At 63.3% G+C, this 21138-nt stretch carries 22 protein-coding genes and 1 tRNA gene; 9 read left to right on the top strand and 14 right to left on the bottom strand.

The features are described 5' to 3' along the window. Positions 1–188: 188 nt before the first annotated feature. The gene (locus J6525_RS30950) at positions 189–572 is read left to right on the top strand and encodes a hypothetical protein (protein ID WP_225647551.1); all 384 of its coding nucleotides are present in this window, start codon (positions 189–191) and stop codon (positions 570–572) included. Then, on the top strand, positions 569–865 hold the full coding sequence (locus tag J6525_RS30945) for a hypothetical protein (RefSeq protein ID WP_225647550.1): 297 nt from the start codon (positions 569–571) through the stop codon (positions 863–865). The genes J6525_RS30950 and J6525_RS30945 overlap by 4 nt, the downstream gene beginning before the upstream one ends. Before the next feature lie 749 nt (positions 866–1614). Here J6525_RS30945 and J6525_RS30940 read toward each other — a convergent pair. The 6 genes from J6525_RS30940 to J6525_RS30915 are packed head-to-tail and all read right to left on the bottom strand — an operon-like array spanning position 1615 to position 4534. Next, positions 1615–2940 (bottom strand): AAA family ATPase, encoded by a 1326-nt coding sequence (locus J6525_RS30940; protein WP_225647549.1) that lies wholly within the window; start codon positions 2938–2940, stop codon positions 1615–1617. After that, entirely contained in the window at positions 2937–3470 is a 534-nt protein-coding gene (locus J6525_RS30935) for a hypothetical protein (RefSeq protein WP_225647548.1), read from the bottom strand. The genes J6525_RS30940 and J6525_RS30935 overlap by 4 nt, the downstream gene beginning before the upstream one ends. Position 3471: 1 nt before the next feature. Beyond that, positions 3472–3693: a hypothetical protein gene (locus J6525_RS30930; RefSeq protein WP_225647547.1), complete on the bottom strand. Its 222-nt coding sequence runs from the start codon at positions 3691–3693 to the stop codon at positions 3472–3474. Continuing rightward, positions 3690–4154 carry a RusA family crossover junction endodeoxyribonuclease gene (locus J6525_RS30925; protein ID WP_225647546.1) on the bottom strand — a complete coding sequence of 155 codons (465 nt, stop codon included), beginning with the start codon at positions 4152–4154 and terminating at the stop codon, positions 3690–3692. Before J6525_RS30925 ends, J6525_RS30930 begins: the two co-directional genes overlap by 4 nt. After that, a complete protein-coding gene (locus J6525_RS30920; protein WP_225647544.1) occupies positions 4151–4339 on the bottom strand; it encodes a hypothetical protein in 189 nt (62 codons plus the stop codon). The genes J6525_RS30925 and J6525_RS30920 overlap by 4 nt, the downstream gene beginning before the upstream one ends. Before the next feature lie 3 nt (positions 4340–4342). Then, entirely contained in the window at positions 4343–4534 is a 192-nt protein-coding gene (locus J6525_RS30915) for a helix-turn-helix domain-containing protein (RefSeq protein WP_225647543.1), read from the bottom strand. Positions 4535–4701: 167 nt separating this feature from the next. Here J6525_RS30915 and J6525_RS30910 point away from each other — a divergent pair, with 167 nt between their 5' ends. The 4 genes from J6525_RS30910 (at position 4702) to J6525_RS30895 (ending at position 7108) form a co-directional block, all read left to right on the top strand. After that, positions 4702–4926 carry an Arc family DNA-binding protein gene (locus J6525_RS30910; protein ID WP_225647542.1) on the top strand — a complete coding sequence of 75 codons (225 nt, stop codon included), beginning with the start codon at positions 4702–4704 and terminating at the stop codon, positions 4924–4926. Further along, the gene (locus tag J6525_RS30905; protein ID WP_225647541.1) at positions 4923–6077 is read left to right on the top strand and encodes a tyrosine-type recombinase/integrase; all 1155 of its coding nucleotides are present in this window, start codon (positions 4923–4925) and stop codon (positions 6075–6077) included. The genes J6525_RS30910 and J6525_RS30905 overlap by 4 nt, the downstream gene beginning before the upstream one ends. 88 nt (positions 6078–6165) lie before the next feature. Next, positions 6166–6255, top strand: a tRNA-Ser gene (locus J6525_RS30900). Positions 6256–6553: 298 nt separating this feature from the next. Next, on the top strand, positions 6554–7108 hold the full coding sequence (locus J6525_RS30895) for an SGNH/GDSL hydrolase family protein (protein WP_225647540.1): 555 nt from the start codon (positions 6554–6556) through the stop codon (positions 7106–7108). A 7-nt stretch (positions 7109–7115) separates the two neighbouring features. On the opposite strand, the gene J6525_RS30890 is transcribed toward J6525_RS30895, so the two are convergent. Both J6525_RS30890 and J6525_RS30885 read right to left on the bottom strand, forming a co-directional pair. Further along, complete coding sequence (locus J6525_RS30890) at positions 7116–7871, bottom strand: alpha/beta fold hydrolase (protein ID WP_225647539.1); 756 nt, start codon at positions 7869–7871, stop codon at positions 7116–7118. Between the two features lie 15 nt (positions 7872–7886). Then, positions 7887–8036, bottom strand: coding sequence for a hypothetical protein (locus J6525_RS30885; protein ID WP_225647537.1), 150 nt, complete (start codon positions 8034–8036; stop codon positions 7887–7889). 124 nt (positions 8037–8160) lie between these two features. Here J6525_RS30885 and J6525_RS30880 point away from each other — a divergent pair, with 124 nt between their 5' ends. Both J6525_RS30880 and J6525_RS30875 read left to right on the top strand, forming a co-directional pair. Further along, complete coding sequence (locus tag J6525_RS30880) at positions 8161–8619, top strand: winged helix-turn-helix transcriptional regulator (protein ID WP_225647536.1); 459 nt, start codon at positions 8161–8163, stop codon at positions 8617–8619. Positions 8620–8701: 82 nt separating this feature from the next. After that, positions 8702–8869, top strand: coding sequence for a hypothetical protein (locus J6525_RS30875; protein ID WP_016847764.1), 168 nt, complete (start codon positions 8702–8704; stop codon positions 8867–8869). A gap of 12 nt (positions 8870–8881) precedes the next feature. On the opposite strand, the gene J6525_RS30870 is transcribed toward J6525_RS30875, so the two are convergent. Beyond that, positions 8882–9700: an aminoglycoside phosphotransferase family protein gene (locus J6525_RS30870; protein WP_092084713.1), complete on the bottom strand. Its 819-nt coding sequence runs from the start codon at positions 9698–9700 to the stop codon at positions 8882–8884. Positions 9701–9900: 200 nt separating this feature from the next. On the opposite strand from J6525_RS30870, the gene J6525_RS30865 reads away from it, so the two are divergent. Beyond that, entirely contained in the window at positions 9901–10158 is a 258-nt protein-coding gene (locus J6525_RS30865) for a hypothetical protein (RefSeq protein ID WP_028340659.1), read from the top strand. An 18-nt stretch (positions 10159–10176) separates the two neighbouring features. Here J6525_RS30865 and J6525_RS30860 read toward each other — a convergent pair whose 3' ends face one another. From J6525_RS30860 to J6525_RS30840, 5 genes are all read right to left on the bottom strand, one after another. Then, a complete protein-coding gene (locus tag J6525_RS30860) occupies positions 10177–11520 on the bottom strand; it encodes a PQQ-dependent sugar dehydrogenase (RefSeq protein ID WP_225647534.1) in 1344 nt (447 codons plus the stop codon). 80 nt (positions 11521–11600) lie between these two features. Next, positions 11601–13214 (bottom strand): DHA2 family efflux MFS transporter permease subunit, encoded by a 1614-nt coding sequence (locus J6525_RS30855; protein ID WP_225647533.1) that lies wholly within the window; start codon positions 13212–13214, stop codon positions 11601–11603. Then, a complete protein-coding gene (locus J6525_RS30850) occupies positions 13211–14368 on the bottom strand; it encodes an HlyD family secretion protein (RefSeq protein ID WP_225647532.1) in 1158 nt (385 codons plus the stop codon). The genes J6525_RS30855 and J6525_RS30850 overlap by 4 nt, the downstream gene beginning before the upstream one ends. Positions 14369–14452: 84 nt before the next feature. Next, entirely contained in the window at positions 14453–15949 is a 1497-nt protein-coding gene (locus tag J6525_RS30845; RefSeq protein ID WP_225162188.1) for a sensor histidine kinase, read from the bottom strand. A 16-nt stretch (positions 15950–15965) separates the two neighbouring features. Further along, positions 15966–21138, bottom strand: a 5173-nt coding sequence (locus J6525_RS30840; RefSeq protein WP_225647531.1) for a HAMP domain-containing protein, incomplete at its 5' end; no start/stop codon positions are given.

Below are 21138 nucleotides of genomic sequence, written 5' to 3'. Positions count from 1 at the left end.
TGCGGCTCCGACCCGAACCTTATTGCCTATTCGGATTCCGAGGGCAAGTGGCCGGGGGCGGACTGTGCTGTCCAGGGGAGAAATCCCTAAAAGCGTCCGACCAGTCTCACTGGCTGGTTGTCACCCCCCGGCTGCCTCGTCCGACCACGGGGCACGGCTGTGACAAGCCTGAACCAGTGAGCACCACCATGCAAACCACCATAGAAAGGCCAGCGCGAGTCGCCGGTGAGATTTTATCAGGCCTCGCTATCCAACAGCGGGAGCGGGAAACGACTCTCCACGCCCTCGCCAGACTCAGGAAGGAGGCATCCGCTGAAATCGAGCGGCTGATCGCCCTCCTCGATGCCAGCGACCCCTATGTGATGACCGAGCGCGAGCTCGACGATGCGGACGACGAAGAAACCGGCGATGCCGAGCCCGGCCTTGGAAGCCTTGAGCGGGTCGCCCAGACCCATTGGGCGGCGGGTGGCGATGACGATCTCGAGGAGGACAACGACAGCGGTATTGGTGACTTGGATGGCCTGCTCGAGCAGGTCGGCACCCAGGACTGGCAGGAAGGGGCGCTGGCATGAAGGCAGCTCAGACCGTCCCGGAGATCGTACAGTGCTGCGCTCGCGGCATGGTTCCCGTGAATGTGGATGTCGCGGCGGCGATATCGGCCCATCGGCACGCCCAGACTGCCAACACCCTGTACGCCGTGATCCTGGCCAGTCAGCCAGCCGTCACCGATTGCCAGCGCCAGTTGGACTATCTGGTGGACCTGCCAGACAAGGCTTGGCGGGACGTGCCCGATTGGGAGCAGCACCGCGAACGGACCATGGCCTGCCTACGGCGCAGCATTGCATGGATGTCGATATGCGCCTGATCCGCGCGCTGGTGCCGCGGCTGCGGCTTAGGGCGGCCCGATACGCCATCCTGATAGCCCGGTGGCTGGCCTCGATCGGTGCCGGCATGCTGTTCTGACCGTCCCAGAAAGATACGCCGTCGGGCTCGAAATATCTCGTCCCGGCGGCGCCCTGTTTCAATCTGGGGACTGGCAATCCCAGCAAGGACTGGATTGCAACGCGAGTGCCAGCTTTTGCGGCCACCGAATGAGATAACCGGTGCTGAAATCCGTTATTGTTGAGTCTCGTCAATTGGTTGGCTTCCATCACCAAGCCGTTTGCTAACGGGAAAGCTAACCAAAGCCCTGAAAACGACCCCTCCAGGCCGATCACGCCGAACTCTCTCCGCCACGCGACGCGCAGCCCTGACGATCGCCTTGCGATGCTTGTGGAGCGGCTTGCCTTCCAGCCTTGGGTAACACCACCGCGCCAAATCCGCTGTGCACAGCTCAGCACCAGGCTGTGCCATGAAGGCTCTCCAGACGCGCCGCTGAATGCGACCAGCCCCGCGCAAGGGGACAGCCGCGCCACGCGCGCCGCTTGGCCCGGCCGCTGGTGGCCCATCTTTCGCCATGTCCTAGACCCTCACACAGACGTTGCCCCACCTGCCACACCAGAGGTTTGGCAAAGGTTCGGCAAGTTCGGCACAATGCCTGCCACACCACCACCCCCTATAGGGGTGTGGGGTGTGGCGTGGCAGATTTCTGGCGAGGAAGTGAGGTGTGGCAAATCAGTCTTCATCGACCACCTGCACGTACTTCCGCGGCATGCGTTTTTCGTCCATTTCTTCGACGACGGTCAGATTGCCGGAGCTGATCCAAATCTTGATGAGACCGGCGACCTTGGCCTTGTCGGCCTTGTTCCCGTGGAGGTCGAGGCCGAGCACCTTGGCGATCGGCCAGCCTACCCAGTCCTTCGCCTGGGGGTTTTCGCGCCATCGGCCAGCGCGGATGGATTGGGCTGCGGCTTCAAAGTCAGCGCCGGAAATGCCATCCAAGGGATCGGGCCATTTCCAAGAAGTAACGACGCCCACGTTATCACCCTCGGGAACGAACGTGCTGCCGTTATCCAGTGAGATGGAGACTATGCGATACCAGTCTTTACCTTCGGGAGGCGGAGCAAGGTTTGGCTTTCCGTTCTCGATATTGAAGTACTCGCGATAGTTGGCGACGCCGGCCTTGATGCCGTCTTCCTTTGTCATCTTGTTCAAGACCTGCGCCGATCTGACCGCATTGAGCAATGCAACGGCACCACGACCATCCTCTACCGTGGCTTCGGCGCCGCCGGTCTTGCGGGTGTGGTGGATCAGCTCAATCGCTGTGTTGGTCTCATCGGCAATTGCGGTCCACTTCTTTGCGACGAGTTCCATTGCCATCGTGTCGTTCTCAGTAACCCGGTGGCAGGAAACGAACGGGTCGATCATCAACACGTCAATTTCATTGTCGAGGATCGCGTTGACGAGTGACTTAACGATTGGCTCGGTGATAGCCGCTCCTGACTTGGGGTTCTGCTTGGCAATGACGATTTCCTGCTCTCTCCCGCTGTCGATGAACAGCCATCCCTCCAATTCCTCGGAGGTGATGCCGTAATGCAGGCAAATCGCAGCAATGCGCCGCTCAGTTTCCTCCCGCGGATCTTCCCCGTTCCAGTACCAGACATGGCAACGCTTGCGCGGCGCTATGCCGAGCAAGGCTCGTCCAGTGGCCATCGCAATCGCTTCCACGAGCGCGAGGGCTGATTTTCCGGTTGCGCCGGCTGCAAACTTGGCTGAAGCGAATTTGCGGATCAGATGCTTGCCGTAGACAAATTCCCGCGGGGGGATCGTCCTGGGGTCTCGCCAGACAAACGGTGTAGCCTTGAGCTCCTTCGGCTTGGGCGGTATTGCCGCGGCATGAGCTGTAGGATGTTCGACCCACCATTGGCGGATGGTTTCCGGGTCTGTGCTGGCCTTACCAAGGTCCACCAGCGGCTTGCCCGTAAGAGCATCCGCCGGCAGCACTCGAAAGCCGTTCGCCGCAGCCTGCAGTGCCTGGAAGACAGGAGAGACAGCTTTCATGCTGCCCCCTTGGTCTCAGGAAATGGCAAACAGTAGGTAATCGGCAAATCGGTCGCAAATTCGTCTGCATCGCGGATGTGCTCGATGCGACGTTTCCAATGATCTTTCTGGTTTGGTCGGGTTTCGATGAGGAGCGCATTCTTTCGATCGCGAACCGCGACAGTAGCGGCCACCCGATAGGGATAAGGATCAGGCCCGCTGGTGATCAGGACCGCATGATCGGCGGCTCTGATTGCAGCATCAAGCGATGCCTGTGGAAATGCCTTCGGCCCCCAAGCGAAGTGAAAATCATCGCCGATTGAAATGATCCACGGGCCGCGCGGCAGATAGAATTCGTTGCACCCTTGTGGCGCCATCAGAAGCGAGCACGCGAAGCGCGCCGTGGCATCGAACAGGGGGTACAAATGCGACCGACTATAAGCACGGTCACGTTCAAGTGCCTCTCGGGCCTTTTGCGGGTCGAGAAGCATGGTCGCCGTTTCCGGCAGGAACACTGTGCAAGCGTCTTCAGTCTCGAAAGAGATAGCCATTTTATGCATCCCTCATCAGTTCGGGATAAACGAGATCCAAGGCGCCCAGCTCTTCAAGCCTGGCGTCAACTTGGGCGGATGTGATCTTGTCGTGTTGGAGTTGGCGGAAAATTATGCGGGCCTCGCATTGAAGCCATTCCGCGCGACTTGCCATGAACCGCAGACCGGCGAGCTGCAGCTGTTTCCGGATGGCCGGATCGGAGACCATAAGGCGATGGTTCATCGCTGGGCCTCCTCTGGCTGGTAGAGAGGCCGTTCAATGACGATCGGTCGCACAGTGCAGACAACGAGCGGCTGCGGTCCGTAACGCTTGTCCAGCGTCATCCGGCAAATCAGGCTGTCGTCGCGATAGACCACACCGTTGAGTGCGTCATTCCAGGCCTTCGCGATGTTATCCAGGTCCGGCTTTTTGCCGGGCTTGATGTCGCCGGTGATGGCCTGCCGGCGCTTCCGCTCCGACCAAGACGCAGGTACCGGAAACACGGCGCGCAGCACAAACTCCAGCGGCTCGTCAAAGGCCGATCGCGTGCCCAGCTCCTGCATCGCCGCCGTCCGGATCATGCCCTCATAGGAGCGCGTCTTTTCGGGGGTGTAGTGGCCGACATGGCCGCCGCGGACGAATGCTCGAGCCCTGCCCTTGCCCTGAGGGATGCCGGCAAGGCAAACGGTGATTGGTTCGCTCATGCGCGCGCCTCCCCGAATGCCAACTCAGCAACCACCTGCGCCGTGTTGGCTGGCAGCCCGAAGATTTCGGCGAGGTATTGCGCCCGCAGGGCGTCGAGGCTATTTTCGGAGCTGTTCGCCAGAACAGACTTCCGAAGGTCGGCTGCTGTGCCCACAGCGCCGGCCTTCTCTGTTTTTGAGGCCATAGCTTATGCAGCCTCCGTCTTGCGGGGCTGTTCCAGCATCTGCTCCAAGGCCTTTACGGGCACCCTCAACAGTCGGCCGATCCTGATCGTGGGGATATCGCCGCGCTCGGCAGCGGCGTAAGCCGAATTCCTGCAAAGCCCAAAATATCGCTTGCCGGCCTCCGGTACGCTGATCGTCAGCTTCTCAGCTTCCACTTTTCTTCTCCTGTCGGTTGGGGTCACATTCGACCCCACGACCAGAAGATGTGATTTGAGGTGATTCCGTCAAGGGGGGTCACAATTGACCCCAAATATTTCTGTGGGGTCACTTGCGGCCCCACCCATTACGTGCCATCCTGTACCAGTTCGCAGGGAGCAAATCGGTGGTACGCAAACCTACAGAGACAGTTCAGCTGAAATTGCGCTTCAGCGAAGACCTTCGGCGCAAGCTCGAAAAGGCTGCGGAGCGAAACGCTCAATCCATGAATGCCGAGATTATCGCGCGCTTGGAGGGGTCTTTTCGCAAACAAGAAATTCGCGAGATCGTGCGTGAAGAAATGTCGGACTTCTACAAGACGCTTGTTCCGCCGAAGGGAGAGCAGAAATGAAGGGCCATATTCGCGAACGCTCGCCTGGCCATTGGGCCATTGTCCTCAGCCTCGGCACCGGCAAAAGCCGCAAGCTGAAGTGGCACTCGTACAAAGGCACCAAGCGGCAGGCGCAGGCGGAATGTGCGCGGCTAGTCGCCGGCCTCAAGGAAGGATCTTACGTCGAGCCCTCAAAGCTGACCTTGGCCGACCACCTGAAAGCCCGGCTCGAGCAGTGGGAGACATCAAAGAAGATCGGCGCGAAAACGGCGGAGCGTTACGCCGAGCTGATCAATAATCAGATCGTACCCTACATCGGCGGCGTCACTCTGCAGAAGCTGACGGCTATCGAGATTGAGAACTGGCACAATCGCCTCGCCAGCGCGGGCCGCAAAGACGGCAAAGGCGGATTGAGCAATCGCACCATCGGTCACGCGCACCGCGTGCTGTCCAAGGCGTTGAAGGACGCCTCCAAGTTCGATCTCGTGATGAGGAACGTCGCGACGACGCAGCAGCCCCCTACCCCAGATGACGAGGAAGTCGTCATCGTCGAGCAGGACCGCATCAAGGAATTGCTGGGAAAGCTTTCGGGGCGCTCAATGTATCCGAAGGCCATCACGGCCCTGTTCACCGGCGCGCGTCGTAGCGAACTCCTGGCCATGCGGTGGCGCTATTTGAATCTGGAGCGGAAGACTTGGGAAATCTGCGAGAGCCTTGAGGAGACCAGAAAGCACGGCATCCGCGTAAAGAAGCCAAAGACAAAGGCCGGGCGGCGCCATGTCTCACTACCGGAAATCGTTGTGGATGCTCTTCGCGAGCACCGCCGGGCCCAGCTCGAGCTTCGAATGAAGCTTGGCCTTGGCAAGCTCTCGGATGACGACTTTGTTTTCGCCGACATTGATGGCAACCCGCGGGGGCCGCGCGCCTTCAGCTCCGAATGGGCGGACTGCGCCGCCTCGATCGGCATGCCTGACGTGGTGTTCCACGCCCTGAGGCACACCCACGCCTCTCAGCTCATCGATGCCGGGGTGGATATCGTCACCATCAGCAAGCGGCTCGGCCACGCCAATCCGAATATCACGCTGAAGGTTTATGCCCACCTCTTCCGGAACAAGGACGAGAAGGCAGCGGATGCGATCAACACCGCCTTGGCAAATCTGGGCGAAGCATAGTACACGGACCCGCAGGTTAGCATCCGGTTAGCAAAGTGCAGGTTTTGTTCTCTCTGCTGGGGCTAAAAAGCCAAAGATTTCAAGCTTTGGAAGGGTGGCCGAGTGGTTTAAGGCACCGGTCTTGAAAACCGGCGTGCCCGCAAGGGTACCGTGGGTTCGAATCCCACCCCTTCCGCCATTGCTTTCGATTGGGCGCTGTCCAGCCGGGTTCGGAGCTGAGACCAAAGCGGCCGCGATAGCCAACCACCAGATGGCCGCAACGAAGGTAACGGGTTGCGCGCCGCCGTATCCAGTAACCTCCCGCAGGACGTGATCCGCAGAAAGTGATCGCTCCGGCGTTGTGCGGTTGTTTCTGAATATTGCTCGGGCTGGAGCCGCGATGATAGCTCTGAGGAGCAATGCGTCGCGCACTACCTTGGGTTTTGGCCGTTACTTTTCTGATTGGTTTTGTCGCTTCCTTTGCGGAGCTGCAGAGGATGCGCAACCGCTTCGGCGAAGTGTCTCAGCACGCCTTTCACGATCATGCCGCGGTGCGCGAATTCATGATACGCGCTGCGCTCGCCGATGCGCCGGCGCCGATCGTCGTGCTTGGCGACAGCATCACCGAAATGGCTCCGCTGCCCCGGCAGCTCTGCGGACGTCCGGTCGTCAATGCCGGCGTTGGCGGTCAGACCATCGCGGAGGCAAAGCAGCTCGCCGGGCGCGTGCTGCAGGACCAGGGCGCGTTCTTGCTCGTCCTCGCGGTCGGCGCCAACGACACCGGATCGCCAACGGCGCAACGCGACTTCACCAACCTTATCGAGACCGTCAAGTCGCTGTCGACGCGGCCATTGGTGGCCATCGCCGTCGCAGCTGACGAATCGACCAACCGGGCGATCGAAGCCGCCGCAGTTGCGCGTGGCGTTCGGTTCATCGATGCGCATCTGCCGCCCGGCGCGAAAATGGCCGACGGTATTCATTTCACCGCGGCCGCCTACAAGGCCTGGGTGCCGGCACTTGAGGCTGCGATCTCGGCGGAATGCACGATGTGACGCGCAGTCACGTTTGTTGGATGAACTCCGCGATCAAGCCGGTGATTTCCTCAGGCGCATCCTCGAAGCAGTAATGCCCGACGCCGGCAAGGCGCCTGACCGGCGCCGTCGGGAAGATTGCGGAAAACAGCGGCAGGAAATGCTCCGCGCGCAGCGTGCGGTCCGCCTCGCCCCAGATCGCGAGCGCAGGCTTGCTGCGGATCAAGCGGTCGGCGGCGGGATCGGGCGTCTGGAATTGATGCGCGCCGGTCGCAAAGCCCTTGGCCCAGCCGATCGCACCGAGGCAGTCCGCCGGACGGGCGAAGTGCGCGCCGTAGGCGGCGAGCCAGGTGTCCGTGATGACGGCGTTGTTCTCGAATCCGTTGAGCTTCAGCGTGCTCAAAATGTTGAAGCCGAGCTGTCCGAGAACCGGCTCGAGGTCGCCACTCGCATCGGCCTTTGCGATCCATTGAAACCACGGCGAGACCTGCGCGTTGGCGGCGACGCGATCGAACAGATCGCTCTGCCCGAACGGCGTTGGCCCATTGGCGGAGACGATGCGGCGGATCCGGCCCGGATGACGGGCCGCCAGCCCCATGCCGACCGGGCCGCCGAAATCATGCATGACGAGCGTGATGTCGGTGAGATCGAGCGCGCGGACCAGCGCTTCGAGATTGTCGACATGGTCCTGCAGCCAATAGCTGCGATGCGCCGGCGTCGCGCTCTTGCCAAAACCCATGTGATCCGGAACGACCACCCGGTGCGTCGCACTGAGGCCCGGCACGAGGTGGCGGAACAGCTAGCCCCAGCTTGGTTCGCCGTGCAGGCAAAGCACCACCTCGCCGTCCCGCGGACCTTCGTCGACATAATGCATCTGAAAGCCCGGCGCCGCGCTGAAATGCGGTGCGAATGGAAAGGTGCCGTCGAACGCGGCGTCGGCTTGGATCATGGCGCACCTCAGGAGGTTTCAATTTGAAACCATCGTGTATCGCTTGAGGTTTTACTTTGCAACCAATATATCGAACCCACGATCGGGTGGTTTTCCGGCCGCGGAATGAGTGTTGAGGATCACGATGGCCAAGCGAGTGAGCCACAGGGACTCGATGTGCGGCGTCGCCCGGCCGCTGGATGCGATCGGCGACTGGTGGTCGTTGCTGATTGTCCGCGATGCGTTCGACGGGCTGCGCCGCTTCGGCGAGTTTCAGAAGAGCCTCGGGCTTGCCAAGAACATCCTCTCGGCCCGGCTCCGCAATCTTCTGGCGCACGGCATCATGGAGACGGTGCCCGCAAGCGACGGCAGCCCCTACCAGGAATGTGTGCTGACCGAAAAGGGACGCGGCCTCTTTCCCCTCCTCGTTGCGCTCCGCCAGTGGGGTGAGGATTTCTTCTTTGAACCCGATGAGGCGCATGTGCTGCTGGTCGACCGCAAGAACGGGCTGCCGGTGCGACGGCTCGAATTGCGCGCGCAGGATGGACGCGTCGTTGGCGCAGAGGACACGATGGTGCGGCTGCCGCCGGCTTCACCTGAGTGAGGAGCGAGCGTGTCGCGCGCCGTCAACAGCAACTGGATGTTAACTCTCCGTGCCGCAGCATCCGCGCGTGGAGGTTCGACCAATGCAGACATTCCGGATTTCGCTGAGCGATGGGACGCGGCAATTCCACACGGCGATTCAGGCGCCGGACCCCGCTTCCGCGCGCATCAAGGCCGCCTATTTCTTCGATATCTCGAAGTGGCGGATTTTGAGCGTGTCGCTGAGTGGAGCCAGCGCCGCGGCGGCGTAGTCGCTGCGCGCCCTACGCCATTTGGTCGAGTTCAGCGGCGGCGAACTGTGCGATCGTAAGGTCGATTTCGGCGAGCGGATCGCCGTCCCCCAGAAACCATGCAGCCGACAAGCCGGTCCAGGCCACGATCCATGACAGCAGGCGCTGGCGATCGAGCCGTGCTGCTTTCACGACGATGTCGAGCCGCCGCGCAAAGCGTCCGGGTTCGGTCGCGACCGGCTGTGTCGGATCCGCAAGATCCGGATTGGTGAAGATGTTGGCGAAGTCGAAGCCGCGCTCGCCGACAAGATGCTTCGGATCGATCGCAAGCCAGCCGCGCGCGCCGAAGTCGAGCACATTGTCATGGTGCAGGTCGCCATGCAGGACCACGATCTCACGCTGACTGCCCAGCAGAGCTTCGGCAACTTCCGCCGATCGGTTCAGAATGCCGCCATGCGCTCTCGCCGCGGGCCACAACTCACGAAACCAGTGCGTCAGCGGCGTCAGATCCGGCCGCGGCTTCGCTCTCTCGGCGTGAAGCCGATCAGCCGTTGCACAGAGAATCCTGCAGGCCTCGTCGTCCCGGCCGGTTCGCGCCATGTCGCTGAGCGAAGCCGATCCCGTCGCCCTCTCGAGCAGAAGGGCGTCGCCGTCACGAGCAAGAACCCGCGCCGCACCTTCGCCGTCCCACCACTCCATCACGACGGCACCGAGGCGTTCGTCCGGCTCGTGCGAGAGCTTGAGCATGGCCGGCTCCCCATGCCGGCGCACCGGTAGCAACCGTGCGGCGTGCGTCACGATCGGGTCGCCGTCGGGCACAAGACTCCAGGCCGAGAGATAGGGAGCGAACATTTGGGTGGACTGACCGGGGACGAAGAAGCGAGCCTCGTGGTTCTAATCATTGCTTCCGCGCGCGGCCACGCCGGTTCCCTGCGGCGCATCGTGGCAGGGCCACGCGAACCGGTTCCCCGCTGCCCTGCCATGTTGGCTGATGACAGCCCCCACCCATCTCGCGCTACAATGTCGCAGCCGGTGCTACGGAGGGTGTGGCGATGCCGCGAAAGGGAATTACCGGACACGACGAATGGGTGGTCACGGAGGCCCTGGCCACAGCGCTGGTGGCGCTCGAACAGCTGCCGTCAAAGCATCAGCCGCGCGCGCATATGGAGGATGTCCGAAAAATCCTGACCGCCAGATGTGAGGCCGGCGCCGTCACGCTACATCTTGCGCAGGCCAAGTGCCGGTTGTTTCCCGACACCGATCCCCTGACCATCTACGAGGAGTATGGCCTCAAGGACGGGCTCGGCTAGCGTGCGCCGCTTGCAGCGCTAGTCGCGGCTGACACGCCAGATCGTGCCGTTGCCGTCTTCGGAGACCAGCAGTGCGCCGTCGCGCGCGACCGTCACACCGACCGGACGGCCCCAGACCTCATTGTCGCCGATGACGAAGCCCGTGACGAAATCCTCGTACTCGCCGGTCGGCACGCCGTCCTTCAGCCTGATGCGAATGACTTTGTAGCCGGTGCGCTTCGACCGATTCCACGAGCCGTGTTCGGCGGCAAACGCATCGCCGCGATATTCCGGCGGAAAACTGCTGCCGGTGTAGAAGGTCAGGCCGAGCGACGCCGAGTGGGCCTGCAACAGCACGTCAGGGACCGTCACCTTGTCCTTCAGGTCGGGCCGCGCGCCGGCATGCGCGGGGTCTTCGTTGCCGCCGATGTAGTACCAGGGCCAGCCGTAGAACGCGCCTTCGCGGACCCGTGTCACATAGTCGGGCACAAGATTGTCGCCGCGGCCATCGCGCTCGTTGGTCGAGCACCACGGCGTGCCGCTTCCGGGCTGGATCGCAAGTCCGACGCAGTTGCGGATCCCCGTGGCAAACAGCTTCTGGTTCTTGCCATCAGGATCGAAGGCGAGCACGGCGGCGCGATCGGTCTCGTCGCCCCATGCAGCGCCGAGCGCATGGTCGCGGCTCCAGGCCTCGATGCCCTTCGGCGGGCGACCCAGCCCCTCGCCTGCGTTGCCGGCGGAGCCGACCGACACCAGCATCCGCTTGTCGTCCGGCGTGAACACGATATCACGCGTGGAATGGCCGTAGCCGGGCGGCAGCCGGGCGACGATCGTCTCGGGTTTTCCCGACGCCTTGAGATCGCCGTTACGGTAGGCAAAGCGCACGACGCTGTCGGTGTTGGCGACATAGAGCCATTGCGGATTGTCACCGCTCGGAAAGAACGCGATGCCGAACGGCTGGTTCAGGCCGGTTGCGTAGACTTCATTGGTCGCAGGCCTGGTGGCGCCGTCGGCGCTGCGCAGGATACGAATGCGGCCGGAGCCGGTTTCCACCACGAAGATATCGCCATTGGGCGCGGTCCGGATGATCCGCGGGCCGCTGAGCCCGCTCGCAAACAGTTCGACCTTGAACCCTGCCGGCACCTGCGGCGTGGCCGATGCAGGTCTCGGCATGACGCGCGGAAACTTGCTGCTCGACGCCGTTGCCCCGGGCTTGGGTAAGTCCTGCGGCGTGATCAGGCGCACCGTGCCCGGCTTGTCGCGTTGCCAGTCGCCGAAGGCTTCCGCGCCTTTCAGCACGGGCTCGGCGCCGGACCGCGTGATGCTGATCGCCGCGAGGAAGACGGCCGACAGACCCGCACCGGCAAGACTCGTCCTGGGCATATGCTCCTCGCGCGATTTCCCTTCGACCACGCCGTTCATAGCGCGGTTCGGCCGCTCCCGCGTTCACAATGTCGTCTGCTTTAATGTCCCTTGGGCGGCGCCGTCAGATCGACCGGTTTGATGATCAGCGCCAGCGGAATCATCACGAGCCCGATGATCGAGAGCATCCAGAACACGTCGATATAGGCGAGCAGGTCGACCTGCCGCTGCAAGGTCTGGCCGACCCAGGCGACCGCCTGGGACGCGGCGTCCGATGCGTTCGACCCCTGCGCCTGAAAGAAGCGCGTCATCGTGTCGATGGTCTGCTGATACCCGAGATCGGACGGCGCGGCATGCTCGATCAGCCGGCTCTGGTGGAATTGCTGGCGTTGCGCCAGTGCGGTCTGGGCGAGTGCGACGCCCATCGACCCGCCGATATTGCGCGCCACGTTGATCAGTGCCGAGGCCTGGTTGGTCTTGTCCGGCGGCACGCCGTCATATGAAGCCGTCGTGACCGGCAGAAACAGGAACGGAAGCCCGGCGGAGAGGAAGATGCGTGCGAGCGCGGCATAGCCATAGGTGATGTCGCCGTTCAGTCCCGTCAGGTGCCACATCGAGAATGCCACGATGCAGCCGCCGATCGCGATCAGATATTTCGGCTGGACGCGACTGACGAGATTGCCGACCACCGGCATCAAGATCAGCGTGACGATGCCGCCGGGCGACAGTGCGAGCCCTGCAAGCAGCGCAGTATAGTTCAGCTCGGTCTGCAACAGCTGCGGCAGGAGCTGCGTCGACGAGATCAGCACCGCACCGGTGCACAGCATCACCAGGAAGCACGATCCGAACTGGCGACGTCCCAGCAGGCGGAGATCGACGATCGGGTCCTTGCGCGTCAGCTCCCAGGGGATCAGCGCGATCAGGCAAATCGCCGAGGCCAGCGCGAAGCCGACGATCATGTTGGACTCGAACCAGTCCTTGCGCTGACCTTCGTCGAGCACGAATTCAAGCGAACCGAGCCCGATCGCGACCAGCATGAAGCCGATGTAGTCGACGCGCAGACCGTTCTTGAGGAGCTGCTTGCGCTCCTCCTCGGCGCCGGACGGCTCCTTGACCAGCGTCCCGACCAGGAACAGCGAGAGCAAGCCCATCGGCACGTTGATCAGAAAGATCCAGTGCCAGCTATAGGTATCGGTGATCCAGCCGCCGAGCGTCGGCCCGACCACGGGAGCAACCACCACCGCGACGCCGTAGATCGCGAACGCCTGGCCACGCTTGGCCGGCGGAAAGGAGTCGGCGAGGATCGCCTGCTCGCTCGTCGCCATCCCGCCGCCGCCGAGGCCCTGGATGATCCGGAACAGAACCAGCGCCTCCAGGCTCCAGGCAAGCCCGCACAGCAGGGACGCGAACGCGAAGGTGCCGACGCAGATCATGTAGAAGCGCTTGCGGCCGATCACGGTCGAAAGCCAGCCCGAGATCGACAGCACGATCGCATTGGCGACCAGATAGCTGGTGATGACATAGGTGCTCTCGTCGATGCCGACCGCCAGGCCGCCCGCGATATGGCGCAAGGCAACGTTGGCGATGGTGGTGTCCAGCACCTCCATGAATGTCGCGATCGAGACGACGAAGGCAATCAGGTAGGGATTATGTCCGCCGGCAGCCGAACGCTCCGGCGACCAGGCTGCGCCGCCGCCTGCCGCAACGTCGCTCATCGCACCCTGGTCCAGGGCACGACCGACATGCCCGGCCCGATCGGAAGGTCATTCGGCCAATTGTCGATCACGATCTTCACGGGAACGCGCTGCACGACCTTGACGAAATTGCCGGTCGCGTTCTCCGCCGGCAGCAGGCTGAACGCAGTGCCCGAGCCCGGCTGAACCGAAGCCACGCGGCCAGTGAGCTTGCGCCCCGGATACGCATCGATCCTGATCTCGACCGGCTGGCCCGGGCGCATGTCCGTCAGCTGCGTTTCCTTGTAGTTGGCGGTGATCCAGACCTCGTCAGGAACGAGCATCATGACGCTCTGGGCCGGTGCCACATAGGTGCCGACCGCGCCGCTCAGCTTGACGACGCGTCCGGATTGCGATGCGACGATGCTTGTATATTGCAAATTCAATTTGGCCTGATCGAGCTGGGCCTGTGCCTGCTCCAGCGATGCCTTGCTGCTCTTGAGCTGAGCCTCGAGCGTCTTGACGCCGAGCTCTGCGGCGGTCACTGCCGTTCTGGCGCGGCTGGCATTGGCCTGCTGGGCGTCGAGATCCGAGCGGGTCTGCTGCTGCCGCTGCACCGTGCCCGCGCCCTTTTCGACGAGGTTCTGGGCGCGCTCCGCCTCCTCCCGCGCGAACTTCAATTGCGCCTCGGCCTGTTGCTGCTGCGCCTTGGCTTCCTTGATCTGCTCCTGCTGGCTGTCGATCTGGGCCTCGACATTGGCGATATTGGCCTCTGCGACCGCGACCTGTGCGCTGGCCTGATCGACGGCGATCTTGTAGTCGCGCTCGTCGATCCTCGCGAGGAGATCGCCGGCATTGACGTGCTGGTTGTCGGTGACGGGGACCTCGACGACATAGCCGCCGACCTTCGCCGCCACCGCAAAGCTGCGTGCGGCCACGAACGCGTCATCGGTCGATTCATAGTGACGCACGTTCAGCCAATAGCTCACGCCACCGATGATCGCGAGCAGGAGCAGACAGGCGCCGACTGTGGCGAGCAGCCAGTGCTCGCGCAGCCGGTCGCGCATCGATGGCTTGCGCTCGGTTTCCTGCTGTGGCGAGGATGCGCGGTCAGGTTGCGATCCTTGCTCGGGATTGCGCTCGGGCTGCCGCGGCTTCTCCCCGGACGGCCCGCGCTCTCGGGTTTGGGCATCCAAGGCAGCACCTCAAGCCACGAATGGAGCGATCAAGCCCCGTTAACCGCAGCGTCCGGCGCTTGGTTCCTGTTCGGGTGGGATGCGCTACACGGCCCTGGAACTGACCATGGGCTGGCGCTGCTCGGCCGTCGACAAATCGCGGTAGGCCGCGGGCTCTCCGGCCAGCGCCTTGAGCGGAACCGTGAGCCGGCACACCAGGCCCTCGGTGCGCCAATCGAAGTCGGCGCGGCCGCCGAGCTGGGTCTCGATGCTGGCGATGACGCTTCTCGTGCCGAAACCTCTCTGCTTCGGCTTGGTCACGGGAGGTCCGCCGGATTCCACCCAGGCCAGGATCAACGTTTCGTCGTGCAGTTCCCAGGTGATCGCAAGCCGGCCCGACAGCACCGACAGGCTACCGTATTTGGCGGAGTTGGTGACGAGCTCATGCAGCGCCAGCGCCAAGGTCTGCGCGGTCGCGGGCTGCAACTGCACCTCTTCGCCATCGATCTGGATCTGTCCGGCTTCCGAATACGGCGCGATCTCCTCGGTGACCAGCCGCCGGATTTCGGCGCCCTGCCAGCTCGACAGCGACAGCACGGTGTGAACGCGTGCCAGCGCCGTGATTCGGCCCTCGACCGCCCGCACATAGGCGGTGACGTTCTGCGCGCGCGTCAGCCGCACGATCGATTGCGCCAGCGCGAGCGCGTTCTTGGCGCGATGGTCGACCTCGCGGGTCAGCAGGCTCTGCCGCTCCTCGGCCTTCTTGCGATCGGTGATGTCGACGGTGACGCCGCTCACCCGTACCACCTTGCCGTTGCGGTCGCTGGTGGCCGCGGCTGTGCCGACGCACCAGCGCACTTCACCGTCCGGCCGCATGACGCGGAATTCGGTTTCATAGGACGTCTGGCCCTTGCCGAAGCCGGTCCAGGCTTGCCGGAGGTGCTCGACATCGTCGGGATGAAACAGCGCCTGTATATTGTCGGAGGTGAGCTTGAAGGATTTCGGGTCGACGCCGAAGATCTTGTATTGCCCCTCGTCCCACATCCAGTCGCCGTTGACCCAATCCCAGTCCCACGAGCCCATCTTGCCGGCCGCAATCGCCATGCTGCGGCGCGCCTCGCTTTCGACCAGTCGCGTGGTCGATTGCTCGAGCTCGGCGGTGCGTGCGCGCACGCGGTCCTCGAGCTCCGCGTTGAGGCGTTCGAGCTGCCGTGTCTTGCGGTAGAGCTCGGCGAACACGCGGATCTTTGCCCGCAGCACCTCGGGCACGACGGGCACCGGCACGTAGTCGACCGCGCCCATCTCGTAGCCGCGGAGCCGGTCGATATCGCTGACCTGGATTGCCGAGATGAAGATCATCGCGGTCTTCTGGAAGCGCGGATGGTCGCGGATCATCGCCGCGAGCTCGAAGCCATCGAGCTCCGGCATGCAGACGTCGACCAGGATGACCGCGACTTCGTTCTTGAGCAGGAACTCCAGCGCCTCGCGGCCCGACGACGCGGCGACCAGCGTCTCGCCGAGCTCCTTCAGGATGACCTCATAGGCCAGCAGCTTCGCCGGCTGGTCATCGACCAGAAGGATGTTTACCTTTTCGTGGTCCATCATGTTCGATCGCCGATCAGCGGTGCAGCCACATGCGGATCGCCAGCAGCAGTTGCTCGGTGTTCACGGGTTTCGCCAGATAGTCGGACGCGCCTGCCTCCAGGCATTTCTCTCGATCGCCTTTCATCGCCTTCGCGGTCAGCGCGATGATCGGCAGCCGCGCGAAGGCGGGGTTTTGCCGGATGGCGCCGATGGTCTGGTAACCGTCCATCTGCGGCATCATGATGTCCATCAGCACGATCGCAATCTTGGGATTGGATTCGACCAGCGAGATGGCCTCGTGACCGGTTGTCGCAGTCAACACCTTCATACCTCGCCGCTCCAACACGCTCGAGAGCGCGAAGATGTTGCGGGCATCGTCGTCGACCAGCAGTGCGGTCTTGCCAATAAGATCCTCGTCGGAGCTATTGAGCTTCTCCAGCATCCTCTGTTTTTCGACGGGCAATTCCGTGATCACACGGTGCAGGAACAGTGACGTTTCGTCGAGCAGACGCTCCGGCGACTCTACGCCCTTGACGACGATGCTGCGCGCCATCGTATGCAGTTCCGCGTCTTCTTCCGCTGAAAGTTCCCGGCCCGTAAACACGACAACGGGAATATTGGACAGCGTCTCGTCCTTGCGGATCTGATCCAGCACCTCGAAACCACTCATGTCGGGCAGGCGCAGGTCGAGCACGACGCAGTCGCACGGGTTTGCGCGCATCGTCGAGAGCGCTCCTGCCCCCGTGCCGCTGGTCACGATCTCGATATCCTCGTGCCCGAGCAGTTCGGTAATGCTGAGCTGCTCAGCCGCATTGTCCTCCACGATCAGCAGGCGCTTGCGGCGGGGTCTGGCGTATTCCTTGATCTGCGACAGCGCAGCGCTGACGCCTTCCGTCGTCGTCGGCTTGTTGACGAATGAGAACGCGCCGCGCGCCAGCGCGTGCTGCCGGTCCTCGTCGAGCGTGATGATCTGAACCGGAATGTGACGGGTCAGCGGATTGTGCTTGAGCTGGCTCAGCACCGTCCAGCCCAGCATGTCGGGCAGGAAGACGTCGAGCGACACCGCGCTCGGCTGGAACTGCTTGGCCAGATCCAGCGCTTCGGCACCGCGGCTTGCGACCAGCACCTTGAAGCCCTTGTCGCGCGCCAGGTCGATCAGCACCCTCGCATAATGCGGATCGTCCTCGACGATCAGCAGGATGGTGTCGCCGGGCTCGAGATTGAGCCGGTCGTCGGGAAGCCGCTCGATCACACGCTCCTGCGCGCCTGACACCTGCAGCGCCGGCGCCGGCGTGTGCGGCATCGCGATCGGCTGAGCCTGCTGACGCAGTGCCACCGAAGGGCCGGCATATTTCAGCGGCAGATAGAGCGTGAAGGTCGAGCCCTTGCCCGTCGCACTGCGCAGATGGATCTCGCCGCCGAGCAGACCCGCGAGCTCACGGCTGATCGCCAGTCCAAGACCGGTGCCGCCATATTTGCGGCTGGTGCCGGCGTCGGCTTGCTGGAACGCCTCGAAGATCAGCTTCTGCTTGTCTTGTGGAATGCCGATGCCGGTATCCGACACCTCGAACGCAACGACGGCGGGCGCCGCATTGAGGATCGGATGCTCCACACTCCAGCCGCCGAGCGCGGCCGACACGGTCAGGCTGACGCCGCCTTCCGCGGTGAACTTGAACGCATTCGACAACAGGTTCTTGAGCACCTGCTGCAGCCGCTTGGAGTCGGTGACCATGCTGCGCGCAAGATTGGCGTCGACATCGATGCTGAACGAGAGATGCCGGTTCTCCGCCTCGTGCCGGAACGGCCGTCCGACGGTCTCGAGCAGGCTCGATGTCAGAATTTCCTCGGCGTCGACCGTCACCGTGCCGGACTCGATCTTGGAGAGATCGAGGATGTCGCTGATCAGGTTCAACAGGTCGGTGCCGGCGCCGTGAATGGTGCGGGCAAACTCGACCTGCTTGCCGGTCAGATTGCCGTCGGGATTTTCGGTGAGCTGCTGGCCCAGGATCAGGATCGAGTTCAGCGGTGTTCGCAACTCGTGCGACATGTTGGCGAGGAATTCGGATTTGTACTTCGAAGTCAGCGACAGCTCGGTCGCCTTTTCTTCCAGCGCGCGCCGCGCCTGCTCGATTTCCTGGTTCTTGCGCTCGACGTCGACGTTGCGTTCGGCAAGCTGCTGGGCCTTCTGCTCCAGCTGATCGTTGGTCTGCTGCAATTCCTTCTGCTGGGTCTGCAACTCGCCGGCGAGCTGTTGCGACTGCTTGAGCAGCGCCTCGGTCTGCATCGTTGCCTCGATGCTGTTGAGCACGATGCCGATGCTGTCGGTCAACTGTTCGAGGAAGGTGATCTGCGAGGTCGTGAACGAGGAGATCGAGGACAGCTCGATCACCGCCTTGACCTGGTTCTCGAACTGCACCGGAAACACGACGAGGTTCTTCGGCATGATCCGCATCAAGGCCGAATTGATCGGCACCGCATCGCCGGGAATCTCGGAGACGAGACGCTGGCGCTTGTCGAGCGCGCATTGGCCGATCAGTCCCTCGCCGAACTGGACGATCTGCGGATGCGGATTACTGCTGTCGCTGGCATAGGCCGACAACAGGCGCAACTGCGCATTCTCGGGATTGTCGACCTGGTAGATCACACCCATATGCGCGTTGATCAGCGGCGCAAGCTCGGTCAGCAGCAGCCGGCCGACGGTCGCAAGATCGCGCTGGCCCTGCAGCATATTGGTGAAGCGCGCCAGATTGGTCTTCAGCCAGTCCTGTTCGGTGTTGCGCTCCGTGGTGAGACGGAGGTTGCCGATCATCGTGTTGATGTTGTCCTTGAGCTCGGCGACCTCGCCGCGGACGTCGACCTGGATCGAGCGCGTCAGGTCGCCCTTGGTCACGGCGGTCGCCACTTCCGCGATCGCGCGCACCTGCGAGGTCAGGTTGGCCGCGAGCAGGTTGACGTTGCCGGTGAGATCCTTCCAGGTGCCGGCCGCGCCGGGCACGTTGGCCTGACCGCCGAGCCGGCCCTCGACGCCGACCTCGCGCGCCACGCTGGTGACCTGTTCGGCGAAGGTCGCAAGCGTCTCGGTCATGTTGTTGATGGTGTCGGCGAGCGCGGCCACCTCGCCTTTCGATTTCACCGTCAGGTTCTGCTTCAGATCGCCGTTGGCGACCGCGGTCACCACCTTGACGATGCCGCGCACCTGCTCGGTCAGGTTGACCGCCATGACGTTGACGGTGTCGGTGAGGTCTTTCCAGGTACCGGCAACGCCGCGCACCTCGGCCTGGCCGCCGAGCTTGCCTTCGGTGCCGACCTCGCGCGCCACGCGCGTCACCTCGCCGGCGAAAGCGTTGAGCTGGTCGACCATGGTGTTGATGGTGTTCTTGAGCTCGAGGATTTCGCCCTTCACGTCGACCGTGATCTTGCGCGACAGGTCGCCGCGCGCCACCGCGGTGGTAACTTCGGCGATGTTGCGTACCTGGGTGGTCAGGTTCGCCGCCAGCAGGTTGACGTTGTCGGTGAGGTCCTTCCAGGTGCCGCCGACGCCGGGCACCACGGCCTGGCCGCCGAGCCGTCCCTCGGTGCCGACCTCGCGCGCCACGCGCGTCACTTCGGCGGCGAACGAGCGCAGCTGCTCGACCATCGTGTTCAGGGTGTCCTTGAGCAGCAGGATCTCGCCGCGCACGTCCACGGTGATCTTCTTCGACAGGTCGCCGCCGGCGATCGCGCTCGCGACTTCGGCGATGTTGCGGACCTGCGCGGTCAGGTTCGACGCCATGAAGTTGACGTTGTCGGTCAAATCCTTCCAGGTGCCGGCGACGCCGGGCACTTCGGCCTGGCCGCCGAGCTTGCCCTCAGTGCCGACCTCGCGCGCCACGCGCGTCACCTCGCCCGCAAACGCATTGAGCTGGTCCACCATCGTGTTGATGGTGTTCTTGAGCTCGAGGATTTCGCCCTTCACGTCGACGGTGATCTTGCGCGACAGGTCGCCGCGCGCCACGGCGGTCGTCACCTCCGCGATGTTGCGGACCTGCGCTGTCAGGTTGCCGGCCATCGAGTTGACGTTGTCGGTCAAGTCCTTCCAGGTGCCGGCGACGCCGGGCACGTTTGCCTGGCCGCCGAGGCTGCCGTCGGTGCCGACCTCGCGCGCCACGCGCGTCACCTCGCCCGCGAAGCGGTTGAGCTGATCGACCATCGTGTTCAGCGTTTGCTTCAGCTGAAGGATCTCGCCGCGCACGTCGACCGTGATCTTGCGCGACAGGTCGCCGCCGGCGATCGCGGTCGCGACCTCGGCGATGTTACGAACCTGCGCCGTGAGATTGCCGGCCATCGAGTTGACGCTGTCCGTCAGGTCCTTCCAGGTGCCGGCGACGCCGGGCACCTCGGCCTGGCCGCCGAGCTTGCCGTCGGTACCGACCTCGCGCGCCACGCGAGTCACCTCGCCGGCGAAGGCGTTGAGCTGGTCCACCATCGTGTTCAGCGTTTCCTTCAGCTGAAGGATTTCGCCCGACACGTTCACCGTGATCTTCTTCGACAGGTCGCCCTTCGCCACCGCGGTCGCGACCTCAGCGATGTTGCGGACCTGCGCGGTCAGGTTCGAGGCCATCGAGTTGACGCTGTCGGTGAGATCCTTCCAGGTGCCGGCGACGCCGCGCACCTCGGCCTGGCCGCCGAGCTTGCCTTCGGTGCCGACCTCGCGCGCCACGCGGGTCACCTCGCCGGCGAAGGCGTTGAGCTGATCGACCATCGTGTTGATGGTGTCCTTCAGCTCGAGGATTTCGCCGCGCACGTCGACCGTGATCTTCTTGGAGAGGTCGCCGCCCGCGACCGCGGTCGTCACGGCGGCGATGTTGCGCACCTGCGCGGTCAGGTTCGACGCCATGAAGTTGACGTTGTCGGTCAGATCCTTCCAGGTGCCGGCAACGCCGAGCACGTTGGCCTGGCCGCCGAGCTTGCCTTCGGTGCCGACCTCGCGCGCCACGCGCGTCACTTCCGACGCAAACGCGTTGAGCTGGTCCACCATCGTGTTCAGCGTTTCCTTCAGCTGAAGGATCTCGCCCGACACGTTGACCGTGATCTTCTTCGAGAGATCGCCGCCGGCGATCGCGGTCGCGACGTCGGCGATGTTGCGGACCTGCGCGGTCAGGTTCGATGCCATGAAGTTGACGTTGTCGGTCAGGTCCTTCCAGGTGCCGGCGACGCCGGGCACCTGG

The sequence above is a fragment of the Bradyrhizobium australafricanum genome, assembly GCF_020329495.1.
Lineage (GTDB): Bacteria > Pseudomonadota > Alphaproteobacteria > Rhizobiales > Xanthobacteraceae > Bradyrhizobium > Bradyrhizobium australafricanum.
This window is presented reverse-complemented; position numbering and strand designations above follow the sequence as displayed.